Annotated in this window: 18 protein-coding genes; 9 read left to right on the forward strand and 9 right to left on the reverse strand. The window is 60.0% G+C overall.

Annotation, left to right across the window (positions count from 1 at the left end; translation table 11 throughout):
• Positions 1–217: 217 nt before the first annotated feature.
• Entirely contained in the window at positions 218–1525 is a 1308-nt protein-coding gene (locus tag AC07RZ_RS22845) for a collagen-like triple helix repeat-containing protein (protein WP_494669702.1), read from the reverse strand.
• A gap of 368 nt (positions 1526–1893) precedes the next feature.
• Here AC07RZ_RS22845 and AC07RZ_RS22850 point away from each other — a divergent pair, with 368 nt between their 5' ends.
• Positions 1894–2808 (forward strand): 5'-nucleotidase, encoded by a 915-nt coding sequence (locus AC07RZ_RS22850; RefSeq protein ID WP_092396814.1) that lies wholly within the window; start codon positions 1894–1896, stop codon positions 2806–2808.
• Between the two features lie 18 nt (positions 2809–2826).
• Here AC07RZ_RS22850 and AC07RZ_RS22855 read toward each other — a convergent pair whose 3' ends face one another.
• Positions 2827–4479 (reverse strand): 3-(methylthio)propionyl-CoA ligase, encoded by a 1653-nt coding sequence (locus AC07RZ_RS22855; RefSeq protein ID WP_494669703.1) that lies wholly within the window; start codon positions 4477–4479, stop codon positions 2827–2829.
• Positions 4480–4657: 178 nt separating this feature from the next.
• A complete protein-coding gene (locus tag AC07RZ_RS22860; protein ID WP_092396810.1) occupies positions 4658–6970 on the reverse strand; it encodes an NADP-dependent malic enzyme in 2313 nt (770 codons plus the stop codon).
• A gap of 256 nt (positions 6971–7226) precedes the next feature.
• On the opposite strand from AC07RZ_RS22860, the gene AC07RZ_RS22865 reads away from it, so the two are divergent.
• From AC07RZ_RS22865 to AC07RZ_RS22875, 3 genes are all read left to right on the forward strand, one after another.
• Positions 7227–7715, forward strand: a complete 489-nt coding sequence (locus tag AC07RZ_RS22865; protein ID WP_144742382.1) for a rubrerythrin family protein — start codon at positions 7227–7229, stop codon at positions 7713–7715.
• 84 nt (positions 7716–7799) lie between these two features.
• On the forward strand, positions 7800–7964 hold the full coding sequence (locus AC07RZ_RS22870) for a rubredoxin (RefSeq protein WP_494669704.1): 165 nt from the start codon (positions 7800–7802) through the stop codon (positions 7962–7964).
• Positions 7965–8056: 92 nt separating this feature from the next.
• Complete coding sequence (locus tag AC07RZ_RS22875) at positions 8057–9235, forward strand: FAD-dependent oxidoreductase (protein ID WP_494669705.1); 1179 nt, start codon at positions 8057–8059, stop codon at positions 9233–9235.
• Between the two features lie 38 nt (positions 9236–9273).
• Here the strand turns inward: AC07RZ_RS22875 and recQ are convergent, their stop codons facing one another.
• The 5 genes from recQ to AC07RZ_RS22900 form a co-directional block, all read right to left on the reverse strand.
• Positions 9274–11109 (reverse strand): DNA helicase RecQ, encoded by a 1836-nt coding sequence (gene recQ, locus AC07RZ_RS22880; protein ID WP_144742379.1) that lies wholly within the window; start codon positions 11107–11109, stop codon positions 9274–9276.
• Between the two features lie 23 nt (positions 11110–11132).
• A complete protein-coding gene (locus tag AC07RZ_RS22885) occupies positions 11133–12005 on the reverse strand; it encodes an undecaprenyl-diphosphate phosphatase (protein WP_494669706.1) in 873 nt (290 codons plus the stop codon).
• Between the two features lie 71 nt (positions 12006–12076).
• Positions 12077–12922, reverse strand: coding sequence for an undecaprenyl-diphosphate phosphatase (locus AC07RZ_RS22890; protein WP_494669707.1), 846 nt, complete (start codon positions 12920–12922; stop codon positions 12077–12079).
• A gap of 98 nt (positions 12923–13020) precedes the next feature.
• Complete coding sequence (locus AC07RZ_RS22895; protein ID WP_494669708.1) at positions 13021–13575, reverse strand: DUF1439 domain-containing protein; 555 nt, start codon at positions 13573–13575, stop codon at positions 13021–13023.
• A 51-nt stretch (positions 13576–13626) separates the two neighbouring features.
• Positions 13627–13896 carry a YkgJ family cysteine cluster protein gene (locus AC07RZ_RS22900; protein WP_494669709.1) on the reverse strand — a complete coding sequence of 90 codons (270 nt, stop codon included), beginning with the start codon at positions 13894–13896 and terminating at the stop codon, positions 13627–13629.
• Between the two features lie 211 nt (positions 13897–14107).
• Here AC07RZ_RS22900 and AC07RZ_RS22905 point away from each other — a divergent pair, with 211 nt between their 5' ends.
• The 4 genes from AC07RZ_RS22905 to AC07RZ_RS22920 all read left to right on the forward strand — a co-directional run bounded on the left by AC07RZ_RS22905 (position 14108) and on the right by AC07RZ_RS22920 (position 17296).
• Entirely contained in the window at positions 14108–14746 is a 639-nt protein-coding gene (locus AC07RZ_RS22905; protein WP_494669710.1) for a TetR/AcrR family transcriptional regulator, read from the forward strand.
• Positions 14747–14933: 187 nt separating this feature from the next.
• Positions 14934–15599: a protein-L-isoaspartate O-methyltransferase family protein gene (locus AC07RZ_RS22910; protein WP_494669711.1), complete on the forward strand. Its 666-nt coding sequence runs from the start codon at positions 14934–14936 to the stop codon at positions 15597–15599.
• A gap of 8 nt (positions 15600–15607) precedes the next feature.
• A complete protein-coding gene (locus AC07RZ_RS22915; protein ID WP_092396794.1) occupies positions 15608–15931 on the forward strand; it encodes a rhodanese-like domain-containing protein in 324 nt (107 codons plus the stop codon).
• A gap of 63 nt (positions 15932–15994) precedes the next feature.
• Entirely contained in the window at positions 15995–17296 is a 1302-nt protein-coding gene (locus tag AC07RZ_RS22920; protein ID WP_494669712.1) for a TolC family outer membrane protein, read from the forward strand.
• A gap of 37 nt (positions 17297–17333) precedes the next feature.
• Here the strand turns inward: AC07RZ_RS22920 and AC07RZ_RS22925 are convergent, their stop codons facing one another.
• A complete protein-coding gene (locus AC07RZ_RS22925; RefSeq protein WP_092396790.1) occupies positions 17334–17978 on the reverse strand; it encodes a TetR family transcriptional regulator in 645 nt (214 codons plus the stop codon).
• A gap of 244 nt (positions 17979–18222) precedes the next feature.
• Between AC07RZ_RS22925 and AC07RZ_RS22930 the strand changes: the two genes are divergently transcribed.
• Positions 18223–19461: an efflux RND transporter periplasmic adaptor subunit gene (locus tag AC07RZ_RS22930; RefSeq protein WP_494669713.1), complete on the forward strand. Its 1239-nt coding sequence runs from the start codon at positions 18223–18225 to the stop codon at positions 19459–19461.
• Positions 19462–19465: the final 4 nt, after the last annotated feature.

Here is a 19465-nt window from a genome sequence, read left to right on the forward strand (position 1 = left end):
TTTTGCGCTTGCTTGTACGTCATCTCGCCTTTTTCTACTTGCTCGACAACGCTCAATTTAAAAGCCAGGCTGTAATCCCGTTGGCTACGCCGTATCGCTTGCTCCATCTGACACTCCTTCTCTTCATCGAAAAAGTGTCAACCTAATTCAGGACGGGTCATGACCCAAAAAAAAGCCTTGGTAAAAACCAAGGCTTTTTGCATACCACCGCTACTGCTTATTTTTTGGTTAAACCACCCAGCAAGCCGCTCAGCAGCCCTGAGGTTTGGCCGCTGCCTGTGGTGCTGGCAGCGCCGGAGGACACCGTCGTGGTCAAGCCGGCGACCAGGTTGGTCACTGGCGCCAGCAGGTTGCCAGTGCTGCCGCCGGTGCCGGCCACGCCGCTCGCGCTGCCGAGCAGGCCGGTTACCGGAGCCAAGGGATTGCTGCTGCCGCCGGCGCCGCTCACAGCGCCGGTCAAGCTGCCCAACAGGCCGGTGACAGGCGCGAGAGGTCCGCTACCGCCGGCTGCGCTGCCCAGGCCGCCGGTCAGGCTGCCAGTCAGGCCGTTGACCACGCCGACCACTGGAGCCAATGGCCCGGCAATGGCGCCAATCAGCGCATTGTCAGCCGGCTGCAAGACGCCGCCGGTCTGGTTGCCCAGCAACGGCTGGCCGGTGGTGGTTATGCCGTTGACAGCAAGGCTGCCCACCAGGTTGCCGGCGTTGTTCACGACCGGGCCGACATTGCTGACGACAGGCACGCCCGAGTTGGTCAAACCGCTGCCGACGCTGGCGACAGTGCCGCCCACCACGCCCAGCAGCAGATTGGCCGGCTGGTTCAAAGCAGTCGCGTTACCCGCGGTCTGGAGCAAGGTCGCCGCAGTGTTGGTCAATGGCACGATCGCGGTACTCACCGCTTGCGTGACTTGCTGTACCGGGCCGGTGGTCAATGCGGTAGTCAGCGTTGGCGCTACGGTGCCGGAAATGGTGTTGCCGATGGTGCTGACCAGGCCGCCGACCGGTGCTGTCACCGGCGCCAGGGCGCTAAGCGGGCCGCTGCTGCCGAGGCTGGTGACTACCTGGCCGGCGCTGTTGACGGTAGCACCGACCTGGGCCACCACTCCGCCAGCGCTGCCGGCCGTGATGCCGATCGGATTCTGCGCCGTGCCGATTTGGCCCAGGCCATTCGCCAAGCCGCCGCCGAGCACGGTGACAATGCCGCTGGCATTGTCAACCACGCCGTTCAATGCAGTCTTGGTGGCAGGTGTGACCAGCGGCAGCTGGTTGATCAGCGTGCTGCCGACACCGTCTACCGCTGTACCTACGCTTGATACGGTGGTGCCCAGGTTCGAAACCAGATTGGATGAACTGGCAGCCGGCGTGACTGGCGTAACTGGATTGGTAGGCGTACCGCTGCCATCAGGGCTACTGCCTGCGGGCGTCGCGGTATGGCTAAGCGAACCGTCGCTGGTGCCGCAACCTGCCAACAATGCCGTCAGCAATATGGATGCTGCAAGCACCCCGTTCTTTTTCAATGCTTTCATGATCTATCTCCCTTTTTGATGAATCGGATAAAGCTCTGCCTACTGTCTTTTCGCAAAGAGCGTGCCAGCCAGAAATACCCTCGAAACAGCTGTCCGCGCAGCTCATCCAATTTCACAAATCGAAAATAAATATCTTTAAAATCAATGACTAACAGCGATTTCCAATAACCTTCCAGGAAAATGCCGGCCGTTACTGCGGAGGCCTTTGACACGTTACATGTAACGTAACAGCAGGGAACATGCCGCCTTCAACACGGCAAGAATCATTGCAAAAAACACCACCAGACAAACTCGGCCTTGCTGCCCCGTCGGTGCCTAAGCAAGCGCCTATAATGAGCGCTCCCGCTACATCCTTAAGACCACCGCCCATGCCGCAGTCCTTAGATAATTTGCTGGTGATCGGGATTTCATCCCGCGCGCTATTTGACCTGGAGACCGAAGAGGCCATCTTTCGCCAGCATGGCCTGGAAGAATATCGCCGCCACCAGCTGCTCAACGAAAATGAAATCCTCAAGCCGGGAGCCGGGTTCGCCCTGGTCAAAGCGCTGCTGAAACTGAACCGCCTGACTGGCCAGCGTTTTGTCGAAGTGGTCGTGATGTCGCGCAATTCCAGCGAGACCTCGATGCGCATCTTCAATTCGATCAAGCATTACGGCCTCGACATCACGCGCGCCGTATTGTCCGGCGGCGCTTCGCTGGCGCCCTACCTGCAGGCTTTCAATGTCAGCCTGTTCTTGTCCTTGCATGAAGATGACGTGCAGGCAGCCGTCAACTCCGGCGTGGCGGCGGCCTTGCTGTACCAAAAGCCGGAGAACGCGCTGGAAGAGCTGGAACAGATCCGTATCGCTTTCGACGGCGACGCCGTGATCTTTTCGGATGAGTCGGAAAGGATTTACCAGACCGAGGGGATTGAAGCCTTTGAAAAACACGAGCGCGAAAACGCCTTGCTGCCGCTGCCGCAAGGTCCGTTTGCGCGGCTGCTGCTGGCGCTGTCCTATATCCAGAATAATTTCAAGAATCCGGACGGACATGCGGCGCCTATCCGCACAGCACTGGTCACGGCGCGCTCTTCGCCGGCCCATGAACGGGTGATCCGCACCCTGCGCGCCTGGAATGTAGCGATCGACGAAACCTTTTTCATGGGCGGCATCGTCAAATCGGATGTGCTGTCCGCCTTCAAGCCGCACATGTTTTTTGACGACCATCCCGATCATTGCGATCGCGCCGCCAACAAGGTACAGACCGGACGCGTGCCATGGAAACAGGCGGGAGAATTTGAATAAACCCGCCGGCGCCAGGCGTCAGGCGGTTGGCAAGACATATCCTTTGAACTGTTCCCGCAATTTGTTTTTCAGCAGCTTGCCGGTGGCGCCCAGCGGCAAGGCGTCGACAAACGCCACATCGTCTGGCGTCCACCATTTGGCGACCTTGCCCTCGAAAAATTTGAGCAGCTGCGCGCTGTCCACTTCCATGCCCGGCTTCCGGACCACCACCAGCAATGGCCGCTCATCCCACTTCGGATGAAAGATGCCGATGCAAGCGGCCATCTGTACTGCCGGATGCGCCATCACGATGTTTTCCAGGTCTATGCTGCTGATCCACTCGCCGCCTGACTTGATGACGTCCTTGCTGCGGTCGGTGATCTGCATGTAGCCGTCGGCGTCGATGGTCGCCACGTCGCCGGTAGCGAACCAGCCATCCTGCAGCACCGCCCCGCCCTCATTCTTGAAATAGGTATCGATGATCCACGGCCCCTTGACCAGCAGATTGCCGTAGGTTTCGCCATCCCACGGCAGTTCCTTGCCGGCGTCGTCGACAATCTTCATGTCGACCCCGTAGATCACATGGCCCTGCTTTTGCAGCAGCAATTCCTGCTGTTCGACCGGCAGCGACAGATGCCTGGTCTGCAGGCAGCAGGAGGTGCCCAATGGCGACATCTCCGTCATGCCCCAGGCGTGCACCACCTCGACGCCATGACGATGGCGCAAAGCCTGCATCATCGCCGGCGGACAGGCGGAGCCGCCGATGATGGTGCGCTTGAAACTGGAAAATTTCAGCTGGTTCTGGTCCATGTAATTCAGCAGGCCGAGCCAGACAGTCGGCACGCCGGCGGAGATCGTCACCTGCTCCTGCTCGAACAGTTCATACAGCGATTTGCCATCCAGCGCGGCGCCCGGAAACACCATCTTCGCGCCGGTAATCGGCACCGCGTACGGCAAACCCCAGGCATTGACATGGAACATCGGCACCACCGGCAACACGGCGTCGCGCCCCGAAATGTTCATGGTGTCGGGCATGATCGACGCCAGCGAATGCAATACCGTTGAACGATGCGAGTACAGGGCGCCCTTGGGGTTGCCGGTGGTGCCGGAGGTATAGCACAGGCTGGAAGCTGAATTCTCGTCAAACAGGGGCCAGTCGTAGTCGTCCGAACCGGCCTCCAGCAGCGCTTCATAGCACAGCAGGTTGGGCAGCTTGCTCTCCGGCGGCATGTGTTCAGCAGCACACAAGGCTATGTAGCCCTTGATGGTCTTGGCCAGCGGCGCGGCCGCCTCGACCAGCGGCAGGAAGCAGATATCGAACAGCAGGTACTGGTCTTCGGCGTGGTTGGCGATATAGCCGATCAGGTCGGGGTGCAGGCGCGGATTGATGGTGTGCAGCACCGCTCCCGACCCGGACACCGCGTAGTACGCTTCCATGTGCCGGTAGCCGTTCCAGGCCAGCGTAGCGACCCGCTCGCCCATGCCCACGCCAAGCGCGGCCAAGGCATTGGCGAGCTTGCGCGCGCGCCGGTGGCAATCGCTATAGGTATAACGGTGGAGATCACCTTCGACCCGCCGCGACACGATTTCATTGCGGCCGAAATAGCGGTCGGCGTGCTGGATAATGCTGGAGATGAGCAATGGCTGGCTCATCATCTGCCCCATCAGCGGGCTCTTGGGATATTGGGGCATCGCATCTCCTGGCGCGTATCTTTTAACATGGGAATGCCACTGTTTTTATTGCAATTTACACGTTTTATCCGCGCCGGAGATGTATGGCACAAAAAAAAAGACCCAGCTTTGCCGCCGGTCACTTGGCGGTAAAGCTGGGTCCTTCTATTCCTGCCGATGTTTTATTGCTGTTCCTGGCTTAGCGCGCGGAAATCGCATCCACCACGCACAACGCAGTCATGTTGACGATGCGGCGCACGGTGGCCGACGGCGTCAGGATATGGACCGGCTTGGCGCAGCCGAGCAGGATAGGACCAACCGCAACGCCGTTGCCGCAAGTATTCTTGAGCAGGTTGTAGGCGATGTTGGCGGCGTCGATGTTAGGCATCACCAGCAGGTTGGCGTCGCCTTTCAGGGCCGAATCCGGCATCACTTTGCGCAGCAGCTCGGTATCCAGCGCGGTGTCGCCGTGCATTTCACCGTCCACTTCCAGATCCGGCGCCTGCTCCTTGATGATGGCCAAGGCATTCCGCATTTTTTGCGCCGAAGCGCTGTTGCTGGTGCCGAAGTTGGAGTGAGACAGCAAGGCAGCGCGCGGCTTGATGCCGAAACGCAGCATTTCTTCCGCGGCCAGGATCGTGATTTCCGCCAGCTGCTCGGCAGTCGGATCTTCGTTGACATGGGTATCGACCAGCACCAGCTGCCGGCTCGGCAGGATCAGCGCATTCATGGCGGCGTAGACATTGACGCCATCGCGGCGGCCCAGCACCTTGTCGATATAGTTCAAATGCAGGCTGGTAGTGCCGTAGGTGCCGCAGATCATGCCGTCGGCATGGCCCTTGTGGATCGCCATCGAACCGATCAGCGTATGGCGGCGGCGCATTTCGAGCTTGGCGTATTGTTCGGTCACGCCCTGGCGCTTGGTCATCGCCAGGAAAGTCTGCCAGTAGTCGCGATAGCGTTCGTCGAAATCAGGATTGATGACTTCAAAATCGACATCCGCTTTCAGGCGCAGGCCAAAACGCTCGATGCGCTGCTGCAGCACCGCCGGCCGGCCGACCAGGATCGGACGCGCCAGGTTTTCGTCAACCACCACCTGCACTGCGCGCAGTACGCGCTCCTCTTCGCCTTCGGCGTACACGATGCGCTTTTTCTCGGCCGACGTCTTCTTGGCGGCCTGGAACAGCGGCCGCATGAACGTGCCGCTGCGGTAAACGAACTGCTGCAGCTTGTCGATGTAGGCTTCCATGTCCTTGATCGGACGGCTGGCGACGCCGGATGCCTCGGCAGCCTTGGCCACCGCCGGCGCGATCTTGATCATCAGGCGCGGATCGAACGGCTTTGGAATGATGTACTCGGGGCCGAACGACAGGTTGGTGATGCCATACGTCGTTGCGACGATGTCCGACTGCTCGGCTTGCGCCAGCTCGGCGATCGCATGCACCACCGCGATTTCCATTTCACGGGTGATGGTGGTGGCGCCGCAATCGAGGGCGCCGCGGAAAATGTACGGGAAACACAGCACGTTGTTGACCTGGTTCGGATAGTCCGAACGGCCGGTCGCCATGACGGCGTCGTCGCGCACCGCCTTGACATCTTCCGGCAGGATTTCAGGCGTCGGGTTGGCCAGCGCCAGCACCAGCGGCCGTGCCGCCATCGCCTTCACCATGTCTTGCTTGAGCACGCCGCCGGCCGACAGGCCGAGGAAAATGTCGGCGCCGGGAATCAGTTCGGCCAGGGTGCGCGCATCGGTCTCGCGGGCGAAACGTTCCTTGTCCGGATCCATCAGCTCGACCCGGCCTTTGTAGACCACGCCGGCCAGGTCGGTGACGAAAATATTTTCGATCGGGAAGCCAAGGTCGACGATCAGGTCCAGGCAGGCCAGCGCCGCGGCGCCCGCGCCCGACACCACCAGCTTGCAGCTCTTGATGTCTTTGCCCACGACTTTCAGGCCGTTCAGGATCGCGGCGCCGACGATGATGGCGGTGCCGTGCTGGTCGTCATGGAATACCGGGATCTTCATGCGGTCGCGCAGCTTGCGTTCGATCTCGAAGCATTCCGGCGCCTTGATGTCTTCCAGGTTGATGCCGCCGAAGGTCGGCTCCAGCGAAGCGATGATGTCGCACAGCTTTTCCGGATTGGTTTCGTTGATTTCAATATCGAAGACATCGATGCCGGCGAATTTCTTGAACAGCACGCCCTTGCCTTCCATCACCGGCTTCGACGCCAGCGGCCCGATGTTGCCCAGGCCAAGCACGGCGGTACCGTTGGTGATCACGGCGACCAGGTTGCCGCGCGCGGTGTAGCGGAAAGCATTGGCCGGATCGGCCACGATTTCTTCGCAAGCGGCCGCCACGCCTGGCGAATACGCCAGCGCCAGGTCGCGCTGGTTGGTCAATAGCTTGGTCGGGGTAACGCTGATTTTCCCCGGGGTCGGAAACTCGTGGTACTCAAGCGCCGCCTGACGCAATTGTTGACGAAGTTCTTCTTTTTTATCGATCATCGAATCCATATGCGTCTGTCCCCAAGCGTAACAAGTGAAAGTCATTGATTTTATCAGACTGGTCGCGGCCGACCATGTGAATTTCGCATGGTGAATGGCTATTTCATAGGGCGATTTATAAAAACTATTTGATTATAGAAATTTAATCTTAAAAACTATCAGCCCTATATAGATAATCAATTTTCCATATTAATAAATAAAAACTATCATTAACTCTCGATCAATTGCAAAACACTTCCTTCCCGGGATCAACTGAGAGATCATCATGGCAAACCAAGGCAACAGCAATAAATCAGTCACCATCGAAAACCTGGAAGCAGCCTTCGCCGGCGAGTCCATGGCCCATATCAAATACCGCTATTTCGCCAAGCTGGCGCGCGAAGCCGGCGCCGACGACGTCGCCAGGATTTTTGAAGATACCGCCGACCAGGAAGTCATGCATGCTTTCGGCCATCTCGACCTGCTGTATCCAAAAGCGCAGCTGACCCCGGCCAAGTCGCTGGAAATCGCGATCGAAGGCGAGACTTACGAATATACCGAGATGTATCCGAAATTCCGCCACCTGGCGATAGAAGAAGGCAACCAGGCCGCCGTCGCCGAATACGACGAGCAGATCGCCGAATCCAGGGAACATGCGGAAAACTTCAAGCGCACCCTGGAAAAGGCCGCCAAGCGTTTCGCCGCGCTGGCCAAAGTGGAAGAACGCCACGCCAATCATTACCAGAACGCGCTCGACGCCCTGCGTGCAGCATAATCACGGCAAACATCTGGCGGCCGCCGCATTGCAATACCATTGCGCCGCCAAGCCTCATCATATTTCGACACTCACAGGAACAAAATGAAGACTTACCAATGCATCGTTTGCGGACTGATCTATGACGAAGCCGCGGGCTGGCCCGAAGACGGCATCGCTGCCGGCACCAAATGGGAAGACGTGCCCGCCGGCTGGGAATGCCCGGATTGCGGTGTCGCCAAGGCTGATTTTGAAATGGTTGAAATCTGAGCGCGTGTTGTAAAATTAGCCGCCGCACACGTTGCGGCGGCCGGCACCACGCATCGCGCTCGTCACTATCCCAACCATCGTTCAGGACATTCATGAAACCCATCATCATCATCGGCGCCGGCATGGCTGCATATTCTCTGGCGCGCGAGGTGCGCAAGCTGGACAAGGCGGCCGCGCTGCTGATCATTACTGCCGACGATGGCGGTTTCTATTCCAAGCCGATGCTGTCCAACGCTTTCGCGCAAAAGAAACTGGCGGCGCAGCTGATCTCGCAAAGCGCGGTGCAGATGGCGGAACAGATCGGCGCCAACATCATGACCAAGACCCGCGTCAACGGCATCGACACCGCGGCCAAGGTGGTCGATACCAGCATGGGCGCTTTCGAATACGCGCATCTGGTGATTGCGGTGGGCGCCCAGCCTATCCGGCTGAACATCGCCGGCGACGCCGCCGACCGCGTGCTGTCGGTCAATCACATCGAAGACTACGCCACCTTCCGCGCCAAGCTGCTGCCTGACCAGCAGGCAACGGCGCGCGTGGCGATCCTTGGCGCCGGCCTGATCGGCTGCGAATTCGCCGACGACCTCGCCGCGCATGGCCACACGGTGACGCTGATCGATCCCAATTCGCTGCCGTTGGCTGCGCTGGCGGCGCCGGCTTTATCGGAAGGTTTGCATGCCGCGCTGACTGCGCGCGGCATCGCCCTCCAGCTCGGAACCACCGCCGCCAGCATCGACCACGCCGACGGCGCGATCAAGCTCACCTTGTCGAACGGCGAAGTGGTGATTGCCGATGTGGTCCTGTCCGCAGTCGGCCTGCGTCCTGACCTGGCGCTGGCGCAAGCAGCCAAATTGGCTACCGGCCGCGGCATCATGATTGACAGCCATGGCCGCACCAGCGCCGCCGACGTGTATGCGCTTGGAGATTGCGCCGAGTACCGCGTCGACAGCGAAGGCCGCACCAGTCCCCTGCCCTACATCGCGCCGATCCTTACCGCGGCGCGCGCGATAGCCAAGACCCTGACGGGCGAAGATACCGCGATCGACCTGAAACATTCGCCGGTGATCGTCAAGACCCCGAGCTATCCGCTGGCGCTGGTGCCGCCGCCGTCGCACGCAGTGGCGGCCGGCCGCTGGGAAACCGAACTGGATGGCGCGACTACCATTTGCCGCTTCTTTGATGCACAGGGCGTCATGGTGGGTTTTGGCGTAGCGCCGCAAGAAGCGAAAATCCGCCAAGCCTTGATGGCGGCCTTGGGCACTACGGTGTAAGGAATTGGGCGGCGCTGCTGTCGAGCGCCGCCGAGACGTCAGGCAAATTCGGCGATCAGCTCAACGATTTCCGCACCGTAGGTCTCCAGTTTTTTCTCGCCGACGCCGCTGACGCCGCGCAGGTCATCCAGCGACGACGGCTGCGCCTTGGCGATTTCGCGCATGGTGGCGTCGTGGAAGATGACGTAAGCGGGGACATTGTGCTTGCGCGCAGTCTCGACCCGCCACCAGCGCAGCTTCTCGAAAATCGCCTGCTCCAGCGTCGACAGGTCGGTTTCGACATAACCTTTTGGCTTGCTGCCGCTGCGCTTCTGCTTGACCGGTTTCTGGTACTCGCGCAACTGCACCTGCTGCTCGCCGCGCAATACCGGCCGCGCCGCATCGGTCAGCTTGAGGGCGCTGTATGCCTCATGGTCGACCGTGATCAGGCCCAGCGCAATCGACTGCCGCAGGATCGCCCGCCATTCGGCTTCGCTGCGGTCGCTGCCGATGCCAAAGGTGGAAAGCTGGTCATGGCGCCACTGCTTGATCTTGTCGGAATCTATGCCGCGCAACACATCCATCACATGCATCGCGCCGAAACGCTGGTCGACCCGGTAGATCGTCGACAGCAGCTTTTGCACCACCACGGTCGCATCGAACGATACCGGCGGGCTCATGCAGGTATCGCAATTGCCGCAGCGCTCGGAACCCTGGCCGAAATACTCCAGCAAACGCACGCGCCGGCAATGCAAGGTCTCGCACAGGCCGAGCATCGCATCCAGCTTGACGCCCAGCACCCGCTTGAAGATTTCGCCGGCCTCGGATTCGTCGATCATGCGCCGCTGCTGCACCACATCCTGCAAGCCGTACGCCATCCAGGCATTGGCAGGGGCGCCGTCGCGGCCGGCGCGGCCGGTTTCCTGGTAGTAGCCCTCTATGCTTTTCGGCAGATCCAGATGGGCGACAAAACGCACGTCCGGCTTGTCGATCCCCATGCCGAAGGCGATGGTGGCCACCATCACGATGCCGTCCTCGCGCAGGAAGCGGCCCTGGTTCTTGGTTCGTTGCGCATAGTCCATGCCGGCATGGTAGGGCAAGGCCCGGATCCCCTGCTGTTCCAGGAATTCAGCGGTTTCTTCCACCTTCTTGCGCGACAAGCAATACACGATGCCAGCGTCGCCCGCATGTTCGCTCTGGATGAAATCGAGCAGCTGCTTGCGGCCGTTGGCTTTCTCGACAATCTGGTAGCGGATATTGGGACGGTCAAAAGAGGAAACGAAACGCGCGCCCTGCTCCAGCTGCAAGCGCAGCGCGATTTCCTCTCGGGTCTGCTGGTCGGCGGTCGCCGTCAGCGCAATCCGCGGCACTTGCGGGAAGCGCTCATGCAGGATCGACAGCTTGATGTATTCGGGACGGAAATCATGGCCCCATTGCGATACGCAATGCGCCTCGTCGATGGCGAACAAGGCAATCTTGGACGACTCCAGCAGGTCCAGGCAGCGCGGAGTCAGCAAGCGCTCCGGCGCCACATACACCAGGTCGAGATCGCCGCTGCGCACGCGGCGCTCGATCTGCGAAGCTTCTTCGTAGGTTTGCGTCGAATTCAGGAAAGCGGCGCGCACCCCGACTTCGGCCAACGCATCGACCTGGTCCTGCATCAGCGCGATCAGCGGCGACACCACCACGCCGACGCCGTCCCGCAGCAGGGCCGGGATCTGGTAGCACAGCGACTTGCCGCCGCCGGTCGGCATCAATACCAGCGCATCGCCGCCGTTGGCTACATGGCTGACAATCTCAGCCTGCTGGCCACGGAAAGAGGGATAACCGAATACCGTTTGCAGTATATGGAGTGCTTGCGGGTCGGAACCGGCGGATGCATCTGAATGTGGCATTAAATACTTGGCGAAGTTTTCTTTTAATTAAGGAAGCCGTTGTGTACCGCCGCCAGGAGGAAAATCCCCAAAGCGATGCGATACACGATAAACGGCCAGGTCGAGAAGCGTTCCAGGAATTTCATCAAGCCCCAGATCGCGCCGAACGCCGAGACGCTGGCGACCACCAGGCCGAAAATCAGCAGCATCCAGGTTTCCGCCGGCATATGCAGGTGGAACAGCACCAGCAGCTCTTTCAAGCCGGCCAGGGCGATCGCCGGCAGGCCGAGCAGGAAAGAAAAGCGGGCGGCTTCTTCGCGCTTGAAATTGAGGAACAAGGCGGCGGTCAAGGTGGAGCCGGAACGCGACACGCCCGGGATCAGCGCGCCCACCTGCGCCAGGCCGACAATCAGCGCGTCGCGCAGGCGCATCTCGCCGACCGTACGGCGATGGCGGCAACTCAATTCCGCAATCGCCAGCAATACGCCCATGGCGATACAGGCGTAGCCGATCACGCTCAGGCTGCGCAGCGGCGAGCCGCAGGCGTTCAGCACCGGCGCCAGCGCCAGGCCGGCAATCCCGATCGGGATCGTCGCCAGGACGATCGCCACCCCGAGCCGGAACGAAGGGCTGCTGAAATTGCGCTCACGCACCGCCGTGATGCTGCCGACCGTCACCTCGCGCACGTCGCGCCAGAAGTAGCTGACGACGGCAGCCAGCGCAGCCAGCTGCATCGCCGCGGAAAATGCCGAGCCTGGATCGTGCCAGCCCAGTATGGCCGGGACGATGCGCATGTGCGCAGTGGAAGAAATCGGTAATAGCTCAGAGATGCCCTGAATTACGCCAAGGATCGCGACCTGCACGTAATCCAGCGATGCAAACCCGATATCGGTACCAGCGGAACATACACCTGCCACAACACTCTCCTGTTCAGGATCAAATAACGGCCGTTTTTAAAATCCGGCCAACTTTTCTGCGGAAGCCCGGTTCAATGCGTCCAATTCACCCAGCCTGTGTAGCCGGTCACTATCACCACCAGGCCAAACACGATCCGGTACCACGCAAACACGGTGAAATCATGGCTGCTGATATAACGCAGCAGCCAGCGCACGCACAGGAATGCCGAAACAAACGCGGCAACGGTACCGATCGAAAACAGCGGGATGTCGGCGGCCGACAGCAGCGCGCGGTCCTTGTACAGGGAATAGATGGTGGCGGCAAACAGGGTGGGAATCGCCAGGAAGAACGAAAACTCGGTCGCGGCCTTGCGCGACAGGCCGAACATCATGCCGCCGATGATCGTGGCGCCGGAACGGCTGGTGCCGGGGATCAGCGCAAATGCCTGGGCAATCCCGATCTTCAATGCATCGAGCGCGCTCATGTCGTCCACCGACTCGACCCGGGCGACACGGTCGCCGCCCTTGTTGCGGCGCTCGACCCACAGGATGATGAAGCCGCCGACGATCAGCGCAATCGCCACCGGCAAAGGCGCAAACAGTTTTTCCTTGATCATCTTGCTGAAAAACAGGCCCAGCAGCGCTGCCGGCACGAACGCGATGACCAGGTTGACGACCAGCTTGCGCGCCTTGGGGTCGCTGGCGAGACCGCGCAGGACCGCGCCGATGCGGGCCCGGTATTCCCAGCACACTGCGAAAATCGCGCCGGCCTGGATGGCAATCTCGAACACTTCGGCTTTTTCCCGCGTGATGTCGGCGGTGAAATCCAGCAAGCTGCCGGCCAGGATCAGGTGGCCGGTCGACGAGATAGGCAGGAATTCGGTGAATCCCTCGACCAGGCCCATGATGAGCACTTTTAACGCAAGAATAATATCCATGTAGTGTGGGAGTTGTAAGAGAAAGGAAATCAAGCGCCGGGCGAATGATACCGCCCTGGCAGTCGTATTGTTGCGAGTGTTTTCTTAAAACCTGCCGGCTATTTTACCGGTTCAAACGTGACCACCAGATTTTCTGCCCGGGTGCCGATCCTGGTCGGCATGAAAGCGACGCCGGCATAACGCAAATCCTCCGGCTTGAAGGTGTACAGCGGCAGGTTGGTCAGCAGCTGGCGCGCCAGCAGGTTGCCGATCTGCGTAACTTGGGCAGCGTAGGTATTGTCCAGGCCGTCAAGCACCAGGCTGTCCAGCCTTGCCTCCTGCAATGTCACCGCGTTATGCGGGTTATCCAGGAACAGCACGCCCGAGATCGCCATCTTGCCGTTCCACGACTTGCCCAGCAGCGGCATGGTCAGGACCACGTCGGTTGTCATGGCCAGGCGGTTCTGTTCGGGCGGCAAGCTGAGCCGGGCCTTGTCGGCGGTTATTTCGAACAGGCCCAGGTAACGCTGGGAGAACGGCAAGCGCTTGTCAACCGATTGCTGCAGTTTGGTCAATGGGAATTCGACATCGCGCGGTCCGATCAGGGCCGCACAGGAAGACAGCAACAGCGTCGCCAGCAAAACCAGCAGCGCCGGCATTTTCGTAACAGGCATGTAATTTTTCATTTGCATTCGGATTTTCCCTATTCTGTCTCCAGACAGACCCTACATCGCAGTCAATCGTTCCAGCATCGCCAGATAATGCATGGCGTGCGTGCGGGAATTGCCGCACATGTCCAGCGCCGGCTTAAGGCTGGCGCATACCGCGGGACGATCGGGACTGCCGAAAATCCGGCATAGGTTGGCCTGGTCCAGCTGGATGCAGCGCACGCCGGCCGGCTTGCCGCCGGGCATGCCGGGGATCGGCGACGAGATCGACGGCGCCGTGCAGCAGGCGCCGCAATCGGGACGGCAAGCGATGCTTTGCGCGCTCATGCCCTGCCCTCGCCAATCCATGTATTTTTTGCAAACATCCGAAACCTGTGACAATGCCGATTTAACCGAAGGCCAGATTCTACCGGCAATCGCCGCGCATCCTTCAAGTTCCAGTGCAGACGCCAACCTTTCTTGACACTCCAGCGGTTGCCGCTTACATTACTGACTCTTAAGTCAGTAACGAGTAGGCAACTGAGGAAACCAAGGATTCATGAACTGCCCTTTCAGCTCCAAACCCCGCTGGGCAAGACGCAAGGAAGCACGTCCGCAGGAACTGCTGGCGGCCGCGCTGGACCTGTTCGTCGAACGCGGATTCGCCGCCACCAGGCTGGGCGACGTCGCTGCCCTGGCCGGCGTCTCCAAGGGCACTTTGTACCTGTATTTCGAGAGCAAGGAAGATTTGTTCAAGGCGGTGGTGCGTGAAAACATACTGCCGGCGCTGGCTGAAGCGGAAGACATCATCGACGGCTACCAGGGGCCCAGCGCCGACCTGTTCCGCGAAATCCTGCTGGGCTGGTGGGAGCACATCGGCGCCACCAAGCTGGCTGGCATCACCAAGCTGCTGATGGCCGAATCGGGCAATTTCCCTGAGCTGGCGGCCTTTCACCGTGAAGAAGTCAGCGAACGCGGCGAGGCGATGATCGTGCGCATGCTGCAGCGTGGCATCGAGCGCGGCGAATTCCGTGCGATTGACGTGCGCCAGACCGCCAACGTGCTGATCGCGCCGGTGATCATGCTGATGATGTGGCAACAACCGCTCAACCCTTGCCACGTGGAGCCTGTGGATGCCGGCAGTTACCTGGACAGTTTTATCGACCTTTGCCTGCACGGTCTGCTCAGCAAACCGTAGCGCGTCGTGGCTTCAGGACTTACGCAAAACCGTTCCAGCAACGGGCTTGCGAACCCCTGACGACGAAGACGGTACGGCGCAAGGCTGGGAGGAGTAACGCCGCTGGGACAGTTTTGCGGGAGTCCTAAGGTTTTGAGGGTGGCCTTTGATAGAATGAGCCCTTTATTTTCACTACCGAGCCTTAACCATGAATATCGAACAAGCCCGCTTCAATATGATCGAACAGCAAATTCGCCCTTGGAACGTGCTGGAACTGGACGTGCTGGAATTGCTGACGGTAGTTCGGCGCGAGGAATTCGTTCCTGCCGCCTACAAGAGCCTGGCGTTTTCCGATACCGAGATCCCGCTGCCGGGCCCGAACGGCGAAAGCATGCTGGCGCCCAAGGTCGAAGCGCGCCTGCTGCAGCAAGCTGCCGTGAAGAAACATGAGCAAGTGCTGGAAATCGGCGCCGGCTCGGGTTATATGGCGGCCCTGCTGTGCTACAAGGCAAGGCATGTGACGACGGTTGAAATCGATCCTGAACTGAAAGCGCTGGCTGAAAGAAACCTGGCTGCCTATGGCATCACCAATGTCGAGGTAATGCTTGGCAACGGCGCCCAGGGCTGGGACCAGGGCGCAAGCAAGACTTACGACGTGATCGTGATTTCCGGCTCGCTGTCGACGCTGCCGGACGCCTTCCTCAAGCAGCTCAACGTCGGCGGCCGGATTGTCGCCATCCTGGGCGAAGCGCCGGTGATGTCGGCACAAATCATTACCCGCACTTCGGACAGCAACTACAGCACGGTCCACTTGTTTGAAACCAACGTCAAGCCGCTGCGCGAAGCTGCCGTTCATTCCCACTTCAAATTCTGAGCCCGCCCATGCAACATCTCACTGCTTCAGAACTGGCCGCCTGGATCGCCGACCCGCAACGGCCGGCGCCGCTGCTGCTCGACGTGCGCGAGCCATGGGAATACGAAACCTGCCACATCGCCGCGGCGCAGCTGATGCCGATGCAGACAGTGCCGGCGCGCCTGAACGACCTGGAAGAAGACCAGGCGATCGTCTGCATCTGCCACCATGGCGCGCGCAGCATGCAGGTCGCCGCATTTCTCGAGCGTCACGGATTTTCCGCGGTCAGCAACCTGACCGGCGGCGTCCACGCCTGGGCGCAGCAGGTCGATCCGGCCATGCCGACCTACTAGGGCCTGGACCCTACCGAACCAGACCGACCACACCTGCCTGCCGCCACCGTTCCGGAGAGTGTAATGCGCAATACCCTTATGGCTTCGTTGATCGCAAGTGCATTGCTGGCTGCAAATGCACATGCGGTCGATCTGGTACAGACGTATCAGCAAGCGTTGGCCAACGATCCGGTATACACCAGCGCACGTTACGCGCTCAGCGCCAGCAATGAAAGCAGCATCCAGGGCCGCGCCGCCCTGCTGCCGGTGGTCGGCTTCGGCGGCAACTACAGCCGCGCCGGGGAATCCTGGAAAACCATCACCAACAACTACAGCCTGCAGCTCACCCAGCCGCTGTTCCGTCCGGCGTACTGGCAGCAGTACCAGGAAAGCAAGCTGTCGGTCGCTGCCGGCGAAGTGAAGTTTGCCCAGGCGGTGCAGGACCTGATGCTGCGCGTCAGCCAGGCTTACTTTGACACGCTGACGGCGCAGGACGTGCTGGCTACTTTGCAAGCCCAGAAAAGCGCGATTGCCGAGCAGCTGGCCTCCGCCAAGCGCAACTTTGAAGTCGGCACCGCCACCATCACCGACACCAACGAAGCCCAGGCCAGCTACGACCTGGTGATTGCGCAGGAAATCGCCGCCAGCAATAACCTGGAAGTCGCCCGCAACGTGCTGCAGCAGATCATCGGCAAGCCGCCGGCGCCGCTGGCGACCCTGCGTCCCGGCGTCCAGCTGAGCGCGCCGCAGCCGGCGGCGATCGAGAGCTGGGTCAGCAGCGCCGAGGAGCAGAATTTCGGCGTGGTAAGCCAGCAAATTGCGCTCGATAGCGCCAAATACGAAATCAAGAAAAACCGTGCCGGCCATCTGCCGACAGTCGACCTGGTGGCCAGCCGCGCGCACTCCGATGTCAGCGGCAGCCCGATTCCTTTTTATAACATTTCGCAGATGAACAACTCGATCGGCGTGCAGTGGACCATCCCGCTGTATGCCGGCGGCGCGGTCAACAGCAGCGTGCGGCAAGCGGTGGCATTGGAAGACAAGGCGCGCTCGGACCTGGAGAGCGCGCGCCGGAACGCAGCGTTGAACGCACGCCAGGCTTACCTGGGGGTCAACAGCGGCCTGGCCCAGATCAAGGCGTATGAAGCGGCGGAGATTTCCAGCCAGTCGTCGCTGGACTCCAACCGGCTGGGTTACCAGGTTGGCGTCCGCATCAATATCGATGTGCTGAACGCGCAGCAGCAACTGTTCTCTACCCGCAGGGATTTGGCCAAGGCGCGTTACGATACGCTGATGAACAGCCTGAAACTCAAGTCAGCGGTCGGCACCTTGAAAGAAGAAGACCTGCAGCAGATCAACGCATTATTGACGCCGGCTGTATATTGAATGGATTCTTGAGGGGCCCGGGAACTGCGCACCGGGATCAGGCATCGTTGTTTTTCAGCATGAACGGCGATGTCTTGAACATGTGGATGCAGTTGTCGACTACCTTTGAAACATTGTCGGCGAGATCAAAGCTGTGCGGACTGAAGGTCCAGTTGCTCAGGATGCCGAACAGCAGTCCTTGCACCATGACCGCGGCCATCACCGGATCCAGCTCACGCGGCAGCTGACCTTTTGCAATCGCGAACCGCAGCAAGCGTTCTATGTCGGTACGGCCCTGCAAGAAACATTCATGCTGGCGGATATAGATAGGATCTTCCGGATCCACCAGCTCGCACTTGTGCAGGACAATTTCAAAAATCTTGCGCGACTGCGGATTGAGCGTCGCTTCCTGCAAAGTGAATAAACACCTGTTGCGAAACTGGTTCAGGGGATCATGCGCATTTTCGTCGGCGGTCTTTTCGATCATCGCTTCCATCGGCAGGCGCACCCGCTCACACATGGCATCGAATAAATCGCTCTTGTTCTTGAAGTGCCAATAGATAGCTCCGCGCGTCACGTCAGCGGCGCTGGCGACGTCGGCCAGCGTGGTGCGCGCTACGCCGTGCTGGTGAAACACCTCCGCTGCCGCATCCAGGATGCGGCTCCGCGTTTCCAGTGCTTCTTCTTTTGTACTTCTAGCCATTTTAAGCCGACCTCCAAACTGTTACGATATTTTGTGCGCTCGCAGCAAATAATTTATTAGCAATACAGACATAACACATACATTCGTGAATGTATGTATAATAGCAGGATTCCGGCTGTTCCACCCGCTTTCTGGCAAGGCATCCGGTGCAACAAAGCAATTACTTATATATCCTATGTCAATTCCAGAAATAGAGTCACCTGTCAGATCTGCAGTCTTTCCTCAATTACCGTGCGAGAATTTTATGAATTCAGTTAGCTCTATCAGTCGTCTCACGCGTATCACCCTGGCTATCGCGCTCCTGTCCGCAGTTGCCGCCTGCGGCAAGAAGCCGGAGGCCCAAGCGCAACCGCCAGCCGGTGTTTCATTCGTCACCATCGCCCCAGAACGCCTTGCTCTCACCACGGAATTGCCAGGTCGGCTGGAAGCAACCCGCATCGCCCAGATCGGCGCGCGGGCAGCCGGCATCGTGCTCAAGCGGAATTTCCGCGAAGGCAGCGACGTAAAGGCAGGCCAGACCCTGTACCAGATCGATCCGGCGCCGCTGCAAGCCGCTTACGACAGTGCGCAGGCGACCTTGGCCAAGGCCGAAGCAAACCTGACTACCGCGACCCTGAAGGCACAGCGCTACAAGCCGCTGGTGGACGTCAATGCCGTCAGCAAGCAGGATTACGACGACACTGTCGCCACCCAGAAGCAAGCTGCCGCTGACGTTGCATCCGCCAAGGCAGCACGCCAGACCGCCAGCCTCAACCTCGGCTACGCCACCGTGACCTCGCCAATTTCCGGCCGCATCGGCAAGGCGCTGGTGACCGAAGGCGCACTGGTCGGCCAGGGTGAAGTGACCCAGCTGGCAGTGGTGCAGCAGATCGATCCGATCTACGTCAACCTGACCCAGTCCAGCACCGACATCCTCAAATTGCAGCAGGCAATGAAGAGCGGCCAGCTGGAAAGCGCCGGCGCCGGCCAAGCCAAGGTCACCCTGGTGACTGAAGACGGCCGCACCTACCCGCAAACCGGTAAGCTGCTGTTTTCCGACCTGACGGTCGACGCCAACACCGGTTCGGTCACCCTGCGCGCTGAATTCCCTAACCCGGACCGCAGCCTGTTGCCTGGCATGTATGTACGCGCCAGGCTCGAGCAGGCAGTCAACGCCTCCGCCCTGACCGTGCCGCAACAGGCAGTCCAGCGCGACCTCAACGGCGCTTCGGTGTTCGTGATCGGTGCTGACAATAAAGTGGCCGTACGGCCGGTAACCGCCGATGTCGCGCAAGGCGACAAATGGATCGTTACCGAAGGCCTGAAAGCCGGCGACAAGGTAATCGTTGATGGCTTGCAAAAGGTAAAACCAGGCGCGCCGGTCAATCCGTCGCCATGGAAGCCTAATGCTGCTCCGGCAGCTACAGCCGCACCCGCTGCAGCTGCCGGCGCCAGCGCCAGCACCGCAGCTGCTGCCTCGGCTGCTACATCTACCGCTAAATAAGGAG

This window comes from Collimonas sp. GW821-FHT07E08, from assembly GCF_059418905.1.

Excerpts from the sequence above, each read along its gene's own strand:
- AC07RZ_RS22905 (WP_494669710.1), top strand. The coding sequence starts at position 14,108 with ATGAACTGCCCTTTCAGCTCCAAACCCCGCTGGGCAAGACGCAAGGAA.
- AC07RZ_RS22890 (WP_494669707.1), bottom strand. The coding sequence starts at position 12,922 with ATGGATATTATTCTTGCGTTAAAAGTGCTCATCATGGGCCTGGTCGAG.
- AC07RZ_RS22920 (WP_494669712.1), top strand. The coding sequence starts at position 15,995 with ATGCGCAATACCCTTATGGCTTCGTTGATCGCAAGTGCATTGCTGGCT.
- AC07RZ_RS22845 (WP_494669702.1), bottom strand. The coding sequence starts at position 1,525 with ATGAAAGCATTGAAAAAGAACGGGGTGCTTGCAGCATCCATATTGCTG.
- AC07RZ_RS22900 (WP_494669709.1), bottom strand. The coding sequence starts at position 13,896 with ATGAGCGCGCAAAGCATCGCTTGCCGTCCCGATTGCGGCGCCTGCTGC.
- AC07RZ_RS22850 (WP_092396814.1), top strand. The coding sequence starts at position 1,894 with ATGCCGCAGTCCTTAGATAATTTGCTGGTGATCGGGATTTCATCCCGC.
- AC07RZ_RS22910 (WP_494669711.1), top strand. The coding sequence starts at position 14,934 with ATGAATATCGAACAAGCCCGCTTCAATATGATCGAACAGCAAATTCGC.
- AC07RZ_RS22895 (WP_494669708.1), bottom strand. The coding sequence starts at position 13,575 with ATGCCTGTTACGAAAATGCCGGCGCTGCTGGTTTTGCTGGCGACGCTG.
- AC07RZ_RS22870 (WP_494669704.1), top strand. The coding sequence starts at position 7,800 with ATGAAGACTTACCAATGCATCGTTTGCGGACTGATCTATGACGAAGCC.
- AC07RZ_RS22875 (WP_494669705.1), top strand. The coding sequence starts at position 8,057 with ATGAAACCCATCATCATCATCGGCGCCGGCATGGCTGCATATTCTCTG.
- AC07RZ_RS22930 (WP_494669713.1), top strand. The coding sequence starts at position 18,223 with ATGAATTCAGTTAGCTCTATCAGTCGTCTCACGCGTATCACCCTGGCT.
- recQ (WP_144742379.1), bottom strand. The coding sequence starts at position 11,109 with ATGCCACATTCAGATGCATCCGCCGGTTCCGACCCGCAAGCACTCCAT.
- AC07RZ_RS22860 (WP_092396810.1), bottom strand. The coding sequence starts at position 6,970 with ATGGATTCGATGATCGATAAAAAAGAAGAACTTCGTCAACAATTGCGT.
- AC07RZ_RS22865 (WP_144742382.1), top strand. The coding sequence starts at position 7,227 with ATGGCAAACCAAGGCAACAGCAATAAATCAGTCACCATCGAAAACCTG.
- AC07RZ_RS22925 (WP_092396790.1), bottom strand. The coding sequence starts at position 17,978 with ATGGCTAGAAGTACAAAAGAAGAAGCACTGGAAACGCGGAGCCGCATC.
- AC07RZ_RS22915 (WP_092396794.1), top strand. The coding sequence starts at position 15,608 with ATGCAACATCTCACTGCTTCAGAACTGGCCGCCTGGATCGCCGACCCG.
- AC07RZ_RS22855 (WP_494669703.1), bottom strand. The coding sequence starts at position 4,479 with ATGCCCCAATATCCCAAGAGCCCGCTGATGGGGCAGATGATGAGCCAG.